This is a genomic window from Bifidobacterium thermophilum (assembly GCF_037482445.1).
Lineage (GTDB): Bacteria > Actinomycetota > Actinomycetes > Actinomycetales > Bifidobacteriaceae > Bifidobacterium > Bifidobacterium thermophilum_B.
The window spans coordinates 184251-198239 of sequence record NZ_JBBHLY010000012.1 but is presented as its reverse complement, the minus strand read 5'-3'; the positions used below and the strand labels follow the sequence as shown (position 1 = coordinate 198239).

The following is a 13989-nucleotide window of genomic DNA, read 5'->3' as shown; positions in this document are numbered from 1 at the left end:
GTTTCAAGGATTTGGCCGGCTTACGCTGACTTCCTGACGCTTGCCGCCTGCCGCGAGACCTGCGTGTCGAGCAGATACTTGCGCAGGACGACCGCGTTGTTGCGCTCGTTGTCTTTGGCGCCATACAGAAGCGTGACGCGGGGATGACCGTCGATGAGTTCGCGCAGGTGGCAGACCGCTTCCGGGTTGGCGTCCAACTCTTCGCGGTAGCGGGAGGCGAACTCGTCGAACCGTTCGGGGATATGCCCGAACCATGTGCGCAGCTCCTTGGATGGGGCGATGTCCTTGATCCACACATCCACGTGCGCGCTTTGCTTGGACCTGCCGCGCGGCCACAGCCGGTCGACCAGCACGCGCAGCCCGTCGTCCGCGGATGGTTCCTCGTATACACGGCGGATTCTCACATCGCAGCTGGTGTTGCCGTCGCCGGTGTCGTTGCCGGGTTCCATATCCGGTTCCGTTATGTGGGCGCTGCCGGGTTGCTGCGCGGCGGGGGATTGCGATATGGCCGATTCCTGTGAACGTTGTGCGTCGGCGTTGTCGTCTGCAATCGTTTGCCGTGTTTGCCTTGTTTGCATCGCTTGTGTCCCTTTCGCTTGTGCTCCGTGCATCGGCCCGGCTGTGTCCAGCGGCACGGCTTTCGCATTCAACGGGCTTTTCGACACATACGGGTTGCCCATGATAATCAGGCGTCTGGGCCGGTCCGCCGCCTTGCTGATGCCGATGCGCGGCGTGCAGGCGATCCGCTCGCCCTCCCGTAACGACGCCCGTATCAACCGCAGCGGCGGCGTGCGCAGATCATGGCCGTACAAGGATGTGTCGATGGCGAGCGCCTGACAGAGTTTCGCCGGCCCGTTGGTCAGTTGGGCGCCCGTGCGTCCGCCACGTAGTTGCGTCATATGTTCGATGCCTTCGACCGGTTCGCCCGCGCGGATGAGCACGCCGCATCCGAAGCCGTCCGCGCCGGCGGTCACGTTGACGCAGTAGTGCATGCCGTACGTGAAATACACGTAGGCATGGCCGGCCGGGCCGAACATCGCGCGATTGCGCTCGCTACGCCCGTGATAGGTGTGGCTTGCCGGGTCGTTCTGGTCGTAGGCCTCAGTTTCCACGATCCGGACAGCGCTATGGGTGCCGTCCGGCCAGTCGCGTACCAGCAGGCAGCCGAGCAGTCCGACGGCCGCATGGTCGGCGCCCTGGGAGAGCAATTCCATGGGGAATGCGCTCCTGTTGCCGTTCTCGTCGTCGATTTCGTCGCTGAGCCGTGCCATATGCCTCCTCTCGCCCGGCGCGTGCGCGTCGGCTGCCACCATCGTCATCCTTGATATGGACGGCAATTGACGGGCCCGCGAATCCTCGCCTAATTTGCCTATGTCCGGCGTGTCGGCATGACACAATGAAATCATGAACGATACGAACGACACCGCCTTGAACGTCAGGCACCTGGTCAAACGCTACGGGGACATGCTCGCGCTTGACGGCTTCGACCTTCAGGTGCGCCGCGGAGAGATCTTCGGGCTGCTCGGACCGAACGGCTCAGGCAAGACCACGGCGATCAGCTGTATTCTGGGATTGCTGGATTTCGAGGCGGGCGACATCCGTGTGCTGGGCGAGCAGATGACCCCGTCCGCATATGAGCTTCGCCGCCGGATCGGCATTGTGCCCCAGGAGGTCGCCGTATTCGATGAGCTTAGCGTCGAGGAGAACATCGATTACTTCTGCTCCCTGTATGTCAAAGACCGCAAGCGCCGCAAGCAGCTGGTCAACGAGGCAATCGGGTTCGTCGGACTCACCGAATTCAGACGCTACCGGCCGAAGAAACTCTCCGGGGGCCTGCTTCGCCGGCTTAACATCGCCTGCGGGATCGCCCACCGGCCGGAACTCATCTTCTTCGACGAGCCGACCGTTGCCGTCGATCCGCAAAGCCGCAATTCGATTCTCGAAGGCATCAAACGCCTCAACCGTCAGGGCGCGACCGTCGTTTACACCAGTCACTACATGGAGGAGGTCGAACTTATCTGCGACCGCATCCTGATTATGGACCACGGCCGGCATCTGGCGCTCGGTACCGCGGACGAGCTCAAAGCCCAGATCGCCACCGGCGAGCGCATCACCATCGAGGCCGCCGGCCTAGGCGGGAGCGTGCCCGAAGGCATACGCAACCTTCCGTTCGTCCTCGAATCGAAAGCGGACGGCAATACGCTGGACATCCGTTGCAAGCATGGCGAACACAACCTGGTCGACGTGCTTGACGTATTGCGGCGCGGGGGCATCCGTCCCGGGCGTGTCACCTCACAGCCGCCGACACTCAACGACGTGTTCCTCGACCTGACCGGCACGGCGTTGCGCGACTAAGGGGACCGTCATGTGGCATACCTTCGTCATGGAGCTGAAAAGCTCGCTGCGTACACCCGCCGTCCTGTTCTGGATAATCGCGTTCCCCATTATCCTCGCCACGCTCATCCAAAGCGTATTCGGCACCATCGCCTCCGGAGACGTAACCCTTGAGGTTGCCCCTGTTGCCGTCGTCGCCGACAACACCTGGAACTCGAACCCAGGCGCGGACACGTTCGTCAACGCGTTCTCGACATCCTCAACGTCCGCAGGCACATCGTCCGAACCCACAGGCTCGTCATCCACCGCCGGCAAGGACGGCGATATCACACTGTTCAAGCGGATCGACGCCGCCGATGTGGCCGAAGCCGAAACTCTTCTGCGCCAGGGCAAGGCGCTCGCCTACCTGTCGGTTGAGGATTCCGGCGACCTGAGACTTACGCTTTCGCGGAACGCTGCCACGGATATCGCCCAGACCAAGTCCGGCGGCTCCGACGGTCAGGCATGGTCCCTGATCACCCTCGGCACGCTGGTCGAACAGTACAACGAGCGTTCGCGGGTCATCGCGCAGGCGATCGCGCAGGCGGCGGCCAATGACCCGTCGAAACTGGCGGACGGCGCGTGGATCGCTTCTCTGGCGGGCGCCAACTTTGAAGAGATCACCCGACAGGCATCCGGTATCAGGCATGCTGAGGGCATGGTGCGCTACCATGTCGCAATCCTCGCGATGAGCATCCTTATGGCCATGTCGATGACTTGCAACATGCTCAGCGCTCTGCAAGCCAATCTCTCGCCCTTGGGGGCGAGGGTCAGTGTATCCCCGTTGTCGCGTTTCGCGCGCATCGGTGCGGTCCTGCTGTCCTCATGGCTGGCGACTTTCCTGTGCATGCTCGTCGTCTACGCATATATGCGCATCGCCTTGGGCGTGTCTTTCCCGGGGAGGGAGGGGCTTGCGATCCTTGCCATTGCAATCGGCTCTGGCATGGCCAATTGCCTTGGTTTGGTGCTCGGCGCAATCCCGGTCATCTCGCTCGGCGTGAAAAGCGGCATCAGTGTCGCGTTCTCCCTGATTCTGTCGATTTTCACCGGACTGTACGGCAACATGGCCTTCGCCGACAGTGTGCAACGCGCCGTGCCGGGCTTGCAATACCTCAATCCCGCCAAACAGGTGACGAACCTGTTCTACGACCTGCTGTATTACGACAGTCTCGCCCCATTCGCCCGCACTGTAGGAGTGATCGCCGCCATGTCGGCGATCGCGCTGGGTGTGGCCGCATTCGAACTGAGGAAGGTGAGCTATGACCACCTGTAAAGCAGCATGGCTGGTTCTGCGCGCAAACATGTTCCAACTGCTGGTCTACCTGCTGGCGACCGGGGTTATGGCCGCCATGCTCGGCATCGGCATCGGACTCGGCTCCAACGGCGACGACCAGACCAGCACCTACGAGCCTCCTACAGCATCCCTGGCGATTATCGACCGTGACAGCGCCGGCGGTCATGCCACAGGCGCCGCACTGCGTTCGTATCTCTCGTACTCGGCCCACATCGTCGAAATCGAGGACACTACGCAGGCCATCCAAGACGCCATCGCCACCGACTACGTCGATGTGATCGTCATCGTCCCGCAAGGCTACACGGCATCGTTCACCAAGGCGGCACGAACGCAAGGCACCCTGCCCACGCTGAGCCTGGCAGGCTCAGGAAGCGGCACTGATTCCACCGGTTCTGCCGCTGCCCGGATGCTCACCATCCAAATCAACGGGTTCCTCGGATCACTGCGGTCGTCCCTGTTCGCCGACCAGCACACCACGCTCGCCCAAGCCGCCGCCACCGTGGCCAAGGCACGCGCGGAAAACGGCCAATCCGTCCAAGTGGAAGCGGCATCCAACAGCCACGCGCATGGCTCGTCCGCCGAGGGAAGCCTCGCCGCAAGCGGCAGGGTCTTTGCCGCAACCCTCGCCACCATGCTTTACCCGCTGATGCTCAACATCGCGTTCATCGTGATCGTCATCATCACCGCGTTCAACAAGCCGACCACCATGCGCAGGGTTGGTGTGTCAGCCGAACCCGGCCATAGCATCTGGGCGCAGGTGCTGCTCGTCTGCTGCGGCGCGTCAGCCGTGGTATGGCTGTGCTGCATCGGTATCGCCATCGCCTGCTCCGCAGTCTGCCAAGGCGGTCTTGCCGGCATCGGGTGGCGGCCATTGTTGCTCTCGCTTATCGGCACGTTCGTATTCTCCCTGACAGTCAGTGCGCTGGGGTTCCTCATCGGCCAATGCCGGGTCTCTACCGCCGCGATGAACGGCATCGTCAACACCGTGGCGCTCGCTTCCGCGTTCCTGTCCGGCGCATGGCTGCCGCAATGGCTGATGCCCTCATCATTGCAAGCGTTTGCACGCCTACTGCCCGGCTGGTGGTACGTGGACGGCGTGTATGAGGCGTTCGGCGGGCAAGGCAGTGCGATGACCAGCACGCCAGACATCGGTCGGTGGGCTGGTGCAACCGGTCTCATGGCATTGTTCGCGCTCGCGTTCATCGCAGTGGGCTTGGTTATCTCGCGGTTCGTCGCAAGACGAAAATGACCATGAGACGATCATGGCCCCAAGACGCGATACCATTGGCCGCATGAGCACACCGACCCCACCGTTCGCCCTGCTGCCAATCCGCACGGCAACCGTGCAGGACCTTGATGCCATCGACCGGCTCGAACAGATATGCTTCCCACCGGCGGAAGCGGCCAGTCGCGCGTCAATCAGCAGCCGACTCGCCGTGTTCCCCGACCATTTCTGGCTGTTGGAAGCCCAACACGGCCCTGACATGGGCACACAACTCGTGAGCTTCGTCAACGGCATGGTCACCGACCAGCCGCATCTGCTCGACGAGATGTACGACGATGCCGGCATGCACAATCCGCAAGGCGCGTGGCAGATGATCTTCGGCGTGGACACTCACCCGGATTACCGACACCGCGGCTATGCGGGGCGCGTGTTGCGCCACGCAATCGAAACCGCACGCGAGCAAGGCCGTCGCGGCGTGGTCCTCACCTGCAAGGACCGGCTCGTGCAGTTCTACGCGGCTTTCGGTTTCCAAGACGAAGGCATGTCCGCATCCACACACGGGGGAGTGCCCTGGCATGAGATGCGCCTGACCTTCTGAGCGGCAGTCCTACCCGTGACCGGCCGACAGGAATCCGGCGGCAACACCGCGCACCGCGATCAAACAGCACCCGACGCCACCACGATAGGCCACACACAATCACTAATTGCCAATCGACAATCATCAACCGTCAAGAAGCCAGAAAGCCGAGGAACCGATGACACTGCCCAAAGTCGCATTCATCTGCACCCACAACTCCTGCCGCAGCCAGATTGCCGAAGCGTTGGGCCGGGCGCTCGCCGCGGACGCGTTCGAATCATATTCCGCCGGTACCACCATCAAATCCGAAATCAACCCTGACGCCGTGCGACTCATGCGCAGCCTGTACGGCATCGATATGCCGGCGAACGGGCAGCACCCCAAGACGCTCGACCAGCTGCCGCCGATCGATGTCGTGGTCACCATGGGCTGCGGTGTCACCTGCCCGTTGCTGCCCGCCCGATCGCGCGAGGACTGGGGGCTCGAAGACCCGACCGGCAAGGACGACGCGGCATTCACCGCCACGATCCGTGAAATCGAACGCGATATCCGCAATCTGCGTAGTCGGCTGCTGCAACACGAGGCTTGACGTCCGCATCCGCCGAACCGCGGCCTCGGCCCCGGCATGCAGCCTTGAGTCTTGAGCCTCGAGTCTCGGGCCTTATAGAACGATCGCAAACGTTTTCAACGTTTTCAAACGTAATAAGAGCTTCCTAACGCATGAAAGTGCGTTCAGGCGTACAATCCCGGCCGCCGCAGACTCGTGTACGGCTTGGCGTCCCGCATCGCCTTGGCGGCATCAAGATCGATATCGGCGGTCAGCAGGCAAGGCCTCTCGCCGGCGAGCGCCAGCACTTCGCCGTCTGGCCCGACGATGACGCTCCGCCCGTCGAAACACATCGCATCCTCGATGCCGACGCGGTTGCACATCGCGATATTCACGCTGTTGTGGAACGCTTGCACACGCACCTCCTGAAGGAACATCTCCTCGGGTTCGGCGCTCGTGTTTGCGGTGGGGATGACCACGAGGTCGGCGCCGCGCAAGGCGAGCGTGCGGATTGTCTCAGGGTAATGCCGGTCGAAGCACACGCAGACGCCGATCATGCCAAACGGGGTGTCGATGACGCGGATCGCATCGTCCGGCGAGTAATAATCCTGCTCGTAGAAGCGTTCCGCCTGCGCGATATGCACCATGCCCTGTCTGCCGAGCAGGCATCCGTCGGCGCCGATGACGAGCGTGGTGTCGATCCGGCGGCCGTCAGGCTCCATAAGATACGCGTTCGGGCATGCCATGATCCGCCTGTCCGCGCACGCTTTGCGGATCGCTTCGATCGCAGGGTCGTCGAGCCGCATCGTGTACCCGCCCGCGTCGAGGGGAGAAGATGATGCCGGGTATTGCGGGAAGAACGGGGAGAACTGGATTTCCGGGAAGACGACCATATCGGCATGGCTGCGGGCGGCATCGGCGATCATCGCAAGGCTTGTCTTGAGATTGTCTTCGATGCTGCGGGTCATGCCCATTTGTGCCAGCGCGATTTTCATACCGGTATCGTATCGGCCGCGATGCGGTTGCGACAACATCCGTCTCACACGGTGAGGCGTCCACGCTAGACTCGGCGGTATGGCTATGACGGGAGGAACACGGGATTTCGCGCAGGAGATTGCGCGGTTTGCGGTACAGCGGCTGCATACTGAACCCCGCCCGGGCGGGCGTGTGCCGGGTAGTCTGGTTTTCGACCACCCGGCGACCGGCAGGAGATACGCCATGCTGATCGGCGGGCATGATCTCGTCGTCCGCTGCGATCCAACGCATATCGCGTCGTTGCTCGCCCGTCCTGGGTTCGGGCCGACCATCAAAGCCGATCATGACACGTGGATGTTCATCAAACTTGATGGGACGGTTGATCTGCCAACCATGTCTGACTATCTGACGTCATCCTATGCGATGGCATCCCTGCCCGCAGAAGATGTCGACGCGCAAGCAACGCGATCCTCGGCGCACGACACGAAAACGAACCCTATAGCGGCGCTGGAAGATTCATCGCAGCAACCCGTCTCGACGGATGATACCGCCTCGAGACAGGTGCGAATACAAGACACGGTGTACACGGACACGCCCATCCCCGAAAAACCCGCCGCATCGGGCGCTTCCGCATCGGACAGGACCGTTGTATCCGGCGTTTTCGGGCATGTCGAGGATGCCGGTAGCCTGTCTGCCGGCACTCGCCGTCGTCCGATTAGACAGCCCGGCGGCCACGAACCGTATCCCGATCCCACAGATACCGGAACGGTGTACGGGCGCAACGACTCCATAACATCCGAAGCAACCCAGCCCGCGTCAGCCCAACCAGCGCATCCGAACCAGCCCGCAGGGCGAGCCATACCGCGCCCATACCGCGACCAGCCCATCATCATGCCTGAGGAATCAGACCTCGCCGCGCGCCCGTCTCGCTCAGTGCGCCCACTGCGCCCGACTCGCCCGGCGGACACACGGCAACCAAACTCCCGGCAAAGCAACCCGCGGCAAAGCATCCTGCCCGCACGCCTGCGCCACATGCGAGCCATCCGCGCCCACTACACCTTCCGCGACGTGACACTCGGCCGGGCCCTCGACTTCTACCTGCAAGGCGCATCCGTCGCCGACTACCGCGACGACTACGACTGGCATGGCATCTTCCGCTGGCAGCACCCCACCTACCGGGATATGGACAACCACCAGCTACGCGGATATTTCGCCTGGCGCACCCGGTTTCTCGACCGCACCGACCAGGCAGACCACCCTGACCGGTCCAGAATCGACGGCGACGCCGGCCCCTCGCCGCGCGAACGCGACTGGTACGACACGTGCATAGCGTTCTCCAAAGTCCGCGCTTACGAAATCATCTGCGGCATCGAACCCGACGCCGACCAAGGCTTGAGCCAACTCGCCCGCATCGCACACAGCTACGCCTGGCAGGACCGACGCTACGCGGAAACCATCGACATGTGGATTCGCGACTACCTCATCGACCGCAACCTCACCGAATACATCAGCGCGGACACCTTCCCGGTCATCGCCTACGACGAGATGATCGACACCGTCACGCACCCCGAGTCCGCCAGCGACGACGACTACCTCAACGCGGCTATGCACCTGTCCGGATACCACCTGGACACCTCGGCATTCGTCAAACGCCACGCCGACATCGTGCGCTACTCCCTACGACGCATCTGCGCCGCCATCGACGAGCACCTCAAAGCCGCCCACGCCGGCAGTCTCGCCGAAACCTGCTTTGGCCCGCTGCCACAAGCTCCAACATCCCTGTTCTGGGACGCCATCTACCTCGACACGCAACGCTACCAGCCGCAGCCCGACTATGGGCTTATGCGCCTGACCCGACACGAACCGCAAACCGTGACCCTCGACCCCATCCGTTTCTACCAGTGGACCCCTGGCGGTGGCTGGCATCTGCACGCCTACAACGTGAACGGCTCTACGAACCGCACGCTCGGCGACATCACCCGCGAAATCGACAGGCAACTGCGCTTGCACCACCACTTCGGCCACCCCATGAAAGCGCCCGCGCCGTCCAGCCTCGCCGCAAGCCTGACACCGGTCATCGCCCGGACAATCGAGACCATCGAACATGAACGCGAAGAAGCCGCCCGACCGCATATCACCATCGACATGCAGGCGCTCGCCGGCATCCGCCACGACGCCGACCTCACACGGGACGCGCTCATCGTCGACGAAGACACGCAGGCCGAAGGCACGGCGGAGACCATCGGCGAGCCAGCCGCATCGCAACCGACTGCGGTACAAGCACCTGCGGTACATAAGTCTTCGGCACAGCCCACCGAGCAGCAGGAAGCGCAGCCAGCCAATCCGCCGACACTGCCGACACTGCCATCCACTCCACAGGCCGCACCTGCGACGACTCCCACACCCGCAGCGCACCCCACCGCGAAACCCGAAGAGCAATCCGCAGCACACCCCGGAACCGACGATCCCGAACGCTTCCTTGTTCGCTCACTGCTCAACGGCGAACCATACGAGGACGAGCTGCGTCGCCGGCACGAAAGCCTGAGTATGCTGGTAGACCGGATTAACGAACGCATGATGGACGAGATCGGCGACACCGTCATCGAATTCGACGGCGACCGGCCCGTTATCATCGAAGACTACGAAGACGACCTGCGGCAATGGCTGGCACGCTAGCCGCACGCCACCATACCAACGTGAAGGACGCACACATGGACCATACAGAATCGGCTGCCAACACCCCTGGCAGCACGGGAGCAGGGCAGACTACGCCACGCCGACAAGTCCCCAAACGCATCGCCGGCGTCATCATCAACTCCCTCAAAGGCGGCGTCGTACCCCGCATCGGCCTGCCCTACATCACCGTCGGCCGCCGCCGCGAAATCGAAGCCATCCTCCACGACGTCGACATCATCGAAGGCGGGGGAGCAGCATTCCGCTTCATCGAAGGCCGCTACGGCAGCGGCAAAAGCTTCCTCCTGCAAGCCGTCCGCACCCACGTCATGGACCGCGGTTTCGTCGTCGTCGACGCCGACCTCTCCCCGGAGCGCCGCCTGCAAGGCACCAAAGGGCAAGGCCTTGCCACCTACCGCGAACTCATGCGCAACATGTCCACCAAAACACGGCCGGAAGGCGGAACGCTCCCGCTTATCCTCGACCGGTGGATCGCCACCGTACAAACAGACACGGCCACGGCGCTCGCCGGCGAAACCGGTGCTATGCCCGGCCCTGACGACCCCGAATTCGCGGCCCGCGTGGACCAGACCATCGCAGAAACCATCGCATCCATGCAGGATATGGTCCACGGCTTCGATTTCGCGCGCCTGCTGACCATGTACTACCATGCCAGCCAGCAAGGCGATGACGAGACCGTGGGGCGCGTGCTCAAATGGTTCCGCGGCGAATACGCCACCAAGACCGAGGCGCGTGGCGAGCTTGGCGTCGGCGTCATCATCGGCGACGACAACTGGTATGACTATCTCAAGCTATTCGCCGATTTCCTCGTCAAGGCCGGCTATCACGGGCTGATTGTCATGATCGATGAACTGGTCAACATCTACAAAATCCCGAACGCCATCAGTCGGCAGAACAACTACGAGAAAATGCTCACCATGTACAACGACACCATGCAGGGCAAAGCGCATCACTTGGGCATTATCATGTGCGGCACCCCGCAATGCGTTGAGGACAGGCATCGCGGCATTTACAGCTATGAGGCGTTGCGCAGCCGGCTCGCCGACGGGCGGTTCTCCAAGGAAGGGTCGCGCGACCTGCTGGCCCCGGTCATTCACCTCGACCCGCTGGGCCCAGAGGAGATGCTCGTGCTCGCGGGCAAACTCGCCGACATCCACGCCCGGCTGTACGGGTATGAGCCGGTATTGGGCGACGAGGACCTCGCGATGTTCATCCGCGTGGAATATGAGCGGGTTGGGGCGGATTCGCATATTACGCCGCGCGAGGTGATCCGTGATTTCATCGAGCTGTTGGACATCCTCTACCAGCATCCCGACAAGAAACCCGCCGATTTGCTAGCATCCAACGAATTCTCCTACGCGCAGGGCGACCCGTCAGACGGGATGAGCCCTCAGGCGGGCGGGCAGTACGCCCAGTTCACGATCTGAGCTTCTCGCACCTTGGCAAGACGAGTGTGTAACTGATATGGAGTACAGATATACAGTAGGTTGTCGTCGGTAAGGCGATGAGGCGATAAGGCAATGAGGCAATGAGCAAAGGAGAGCCGCGCATGGATGTGTTCAACCGGTACGCGCCGTTCATCCAGGACACGATTTACGAGCACGGATGGCAAAGCCTGCGCGGCGTGCAGGTCGCCGCAGGTGAAGCGATTTTCGGCACCAACCAGAACGTGCTGCTCAGCGCCTCGACCGCATCCGGAAAGACGGAAGCCGCGTTCTACCCGATCCTCACTCTGATGGCCGAAGACCCGCCGGTATCAGTCGGCGCGTTGTATATAGCCCCGCTCAAAGCTCTGATCAACGACCAATTCGACAGGCTCAATGAAGTGTGCGCGCAAGGCGACATACCCGTATGGCATTGGCATGGTGACGTCTCGCAATCCCGCAAGCGCAAGCTCATGAAACACCCCTCGGGGATTTTGCAGATTACGCCCGAATCGCTTGAGGCGATGCTCTTGCACCGGCATGCGGCCATTCCCGCGCTGTTCGGCGACCTGCGTTTCATCGTGATTGACGAACTGCACGCGTTGATGCGCGGCGATCGTGGCGGCCAGACCCTGTGCCTGATCGAACGGCTGTCCCGCATGGCCGGCGTCAACCCGCGCCGCATCGGGCTGTCCGCCACCATCGGCGACCCGAAGCAGGCAGCGCAATTCTTGAGCGCCGGAACCGGCAAGGGCACGGTCGTGCCGAATATCGGTGCCAGTGGCCAGACCTGGCGGCTGTCCATGGAACATTTCTTCAATAGCGGCCTGCAAGCCTCGCAACGGGGGCTACGCATGCCAGCATTCGCACGAAACCCGCATGCGGTTGACGGCGAAACCCGACCACTGTTGGAACAGGCGGAAGCGACGCTTGCCGGCGAATCCCAACTTGAATCCTCGCTTGAATCCCCGTACGAACGGCGGAATAAGCGGCTCACCGGCACGCTCGCCCAATCCGAACCCGCCTCCGACACCGCCCCGCAGGCCGCTGACCCAGGCATCGGCTACATCTTCGAACACACGCGCGGCCGCAAATGCCTCGTATTCTGCAATTCCCGCGAGGAAGCCGAAGCTGTGACCACCACCTTGCGCCAGTACTGCGAGGTACGGCATGAGGCGGATCGTTTTCTCATCCACCACGGCAACCTCTCGGCGCCCATCAGGCAGAGCGCCGAAGAGGAGATGAAGGACGAGAACAGCTGCATGACCACCGTCACGACGGCGACCCTCGAACTGGGCATCGACATCGGGCGGCTCGAACGCGCGTTCCAGATCGACGCGCCGTTCACCGTCTCCTCGTTCCTCCAACGCATGGGACGCACCGGCAGACGCGACCAGCCGCAGGAAATGTGGTTCGTCATGCGTGAGGATCCGCCACAATCGCGCGAGATGGCACCGGATATCATCCCGTGGAAACTCATCCAGGGCATTGCGCTCATCCAACTGTATGTGGAACGCCGCTGGGTGGAGCCGCCCCGGCTTGACGGCCTGCCCTACAGTCTCCTGTACCACCAGACCATGAGCACGCTCGCGTCAGGAGGCGAGATGACGCCTGCGCAACTGGCATCCCAGGTGCTTTCGCTCGCCGTGTTCAAACGTGTCACGCAGGACGACTACCGGATCCTCTTACGTCACCTGATCGGCATCGACCATATAGAAACCACCGAACGCGGCGGCCTGATTGTCGGCGTGGCGGGGGAGCGCATCACCAGCAACTTCAAGTTCTACGCGGTATTCCAGGAGAACGAGGAGTACAGTGTGCGCAGCGAATCGCAGGAGATCGGCACGCTCGTGGCCCCGCCTCCCGCCGGCGAGAAAATCGCCATCGCCGGCCATGTGTGGGTGGTCGACGAGGTGGACCGCAAACGGCATATCGTCTACTGCACCATGGTCAAAGGCAAAGTGCCCGCCTATTTCGGCGACGTGCCCGGGGACATCAACACGGTGATCCTCGAACGCATGCGACAGGTGCTTCTGGAACCGCCGGAGACCACCTACCCGTATCTCATGCGCAACGCCGCGGCCCGGCTGCAGCAGGCACGCGTCGATGCGGCGGCCATGGGGCTCGCCGACCAACCGTTGCGTCATCTGGGCGGCAACATGTGGGCATTGTTCCCCTGGCTCGGCACGTACGCGTTCCTCGCGCTCAAACGCCTGTTGCTTCTGCGGTGCGCGCCGGGGCTTGGGCTCAAGGGCCTGGAGGCGTGCTCGCCCTACTACATGACCTTCACCATGGACGCCGACGCGCAGGCGTTCTACGCGGCGGTTATACAGGCCGCCCGCGAACTTGCCGATCCGCTGACGCTCATGCACCCCGATGAGATCCCGGATTTCAACAAGTACGACCGCTTCCTGCCGCCGCAGCTGGTGCGCAAGGGCTTCGCATGCGGCGTGCTCGACCTCGACGGCATGCGGGCGCGCGTACGTCAGTGGGAGCGGTTCATCCGGTAACCCCCGATGACTGTTCCGTGGCATCGATATCGTCGATCAATACCGCAGCGGTGGAGGGGCATCGTGTCCATCACGCGACATGCATCGGTACGGGTGGGATACAAATGGCGGAATATCGCGGTTGATACTCCTATGCCATACCCCACTGATACCACCAGAAAACGGTATCTTTTCCATACCGTGAGAATTCTTGACGGAATTCCGCAGTGCGGGCGCCAAGGCCTCGAACATACGTGCGCAGTGCGTGCGGCGCATCTCACAATCCGCATGATTCCAACAATACGCCGTGCTGCTTGTCTTCCTCTTGTGATGCTTGGCCATGGTTACTTTTCCGCACTAAGCACGTCCATGCGTGACTGTCCAGGTATGG

10 protein-coding genes and 1 pseudogene are annotated in these 13989 nt (G+C 62.4%); 8 read left to right on the top strand and 3 right to left on the bottom strand.

What is annotated here, in order from left to right; genetic code table 11:
* Nucleotides 1–20 precede the first annotated feature (20 nt).
* Together WD012_RS07850 and WD012_RS07845 are read right to left on the bottom strand one after the other, a co-directional pair.
* Nucleotides 21–449 (bottom strand): DUF488 domain-containing protein, encoded by a 429-nt coding sequence (locus tag WD012_RS07850; protein WP_339563242.1) that lies wholly within the window; start codon nt 447–449, stop codon nt 21–23.
* 216 nt (nt 450–665) lie between these two features.
* Nucleotides 666–1214: pseudogene (locus tag WD012_RS07845) on the bottom strand (DNA-3-methyladenine glycosylase); the annotation flags it as partial.
* A 190-nt stretch (nt 1215–1404) separates the two neighbouring features.
* Here WD012_RS07845 and WD012_RS07840 point away from each other — a divergent pair.
* From WD012_RS07840 to WD012_RS07820, 5 genes are all read left to right on the top strand, one after another.
* Nucleotides 1405–2355, top strand: coding sequence for an ABC transporter ATP-binding protein (locus WD012_RS07840; protein WP_339563188.1), 951 nt, complete (start codon nt 1405–1407; stop codon nt 2353–2355).
* A gap of 10 nt (nt 2356–2365) precedes the next feature.
* On the top strand, nt 2366–3646 hold the full coding sequence (locus tag WD012_RS07835; protein WP_339563187.1) for an ABC transporter permease: 1281 nt from the start codon (nt 2366–2368) through the stop codon (nt 3644–3646).
* Complete coding sequence (locus WD012_RS07830) at nt 3633–4916, top strand: ABC transporter permease (RefSeq protein WP_339563186.1); 1284 nt, start codon at nt 3633–3635, stop codon at nt 4914–4916. Before WD012_RS07835 ends, WD012_RS07830 begins: the two co-directional genes overlap by 14 nt.
* Before the next feature lie 43 nt (nt 4917–4959).
* Nucleotides 4960–5490, top strand: coding sequence for a GNAT family N-acetyltransferase (locus WD012_RS07825; RefSeq protein ID WP_339563241.1), 531 nt, complete (start codon nt 4960–4962; stop codon nt 5488–5490).
* A gap of 157 nt (nt 5491–5647) precedes the next feature.
* Complete coding sequence (locus WD012_RS07820; RefSeq protein ID WP_339563185.1) at nt 5648–6058, top strand: arsenate reductase ArsC; 411 nt, start codon at nt 5648–5650, stop codon at nt 6056–6058.
* A 143-nt stretch (nt 6059–6201) separates the two neighbouring features.
* Here WD012_RS07820 and WD012_RS07815 read toward each other — a convergent pair whose 3' ends face one another.
* Nucleotides 6202–7011 (bottom strand): carbon-nitrogen hydrolase family protein, encoded by an 810-nt coding sequence (locus tag WD012_RS07815; RefSeq protein WP_339563184.1) that lies wholly within the window; start codon nt 7009–7011, stop codon nt 6202–6204.
* Between the two features lie 85 nt (nt 7012–7096).
* Here WD012_RS07815 and WD012_RS07810 point away from each other — a divergent pair, with 85 nt between their 5' ends.
* From WD012_RS07810 to WD012_RS07800, 3 genes are all read left to right on the top strand, one after another.
* On the top strand, nt 7097–9667 hold the full coding sequence (locus WD012_RS07810) for a TerB N-terminal domain-containing protein (RefSeq protein ID WP_339563183.1): 2571 nt from the start codon (nt 7097–7099) through the stop codon (nt 9665–9667).
* Nucleotides 9668–9702: 35 nt separating this feature from the next.
* Complete coding sequence (locus WD012_RS07805) at nt 9703–11112, top strand: ATP-binding protein (protein ID WP_339563182.1); 1410 nt, start codon at nt 9703–9705, stop codon at nt 11110–11112.
* A 101-nt stretch (nt 11113–11213) separates the two neighbouring features.
* The gene (locus WD012_RS07800) at nt 11214–13619 is read left to right on the top strand and encodes a DEAD/DEAH box helicase (RefSeq protein WP_339563181.1); all 2406 of its coding nucleotides are present in this window, start codon (nt 11214–11216) and stop codon (nt 13617–13619) included.
* The last annotated feature ends 370 nt before the right edge of the window (nt 13620–13989 follow it).

Coding starts and splice junctions, on each gene's coding strand:
- WD012_RS07850 (WP_339563242.1), bottom strand. CDS start 449: ATGGAACCCGGCAACGACACCGGCGACGGCAACACCAGCTGCGATGTG.
- WD012_RS07840 (WP_339563188.1), top strand. CDS start 1,405: ATGAACGATACGAACGACACCGCCTTGAACGTCAGGCACCTGGTCAAA.
- WD012_RS07835 (WP_339563187.1), top strand. CDS start 2,366: ATGTGGCATACCTTCGTCATGGAGCTGAAAAGCTCGCTGCGTACACCC.
- WD012_RS07830 (WP_339563186.1), top strand. CDS start 3,633: ATGACCACCTGTAAAGCAGCATGGCTGGTTCTGCGCGCAAACATGTTC.
- WD012_RS07825 (WP_339563241.1), top strand. CDS start 4,960: ATGAGCACACCGACCCCACCGTTCGCCCTGCTGCCAATCCGCACGGCA.
- WD012_RS07820 (WP_339563185.1), top strand. CDS start 5,648: ATGACACTGCCCAAAGTCGCATTCATCTGCACCCACAACTCCTGCCGC.
- WD012_RS07815 (WP_339563184.1), bottom strand. CDS start 7,011: ATGAAAATCGCGCTGGCACAAATGGGCATGACCCGCAGCATCGAAGAC.
- WD012_RS07810 (WP_339563183.1), top strand. CDS start 7,097: ATGACGGGAGGAACACGGGATTTCGCGCAGGAGATTGCGCGGTTTGCG.
- WD012_RS07805 (WP_339563182.1), top strand. CDS start 9,703: ATGGACCATACAGAATCGGCTGCCAACACCCCTGGCAGCACGGGAGCA.
- WD012_RS07800 (WP_339563181.1), top strand. CDS start 11,214: ATGAGCAAAGGAGAGCCGCGCATGGATGTGTTCAACCGGTACGCGCCG.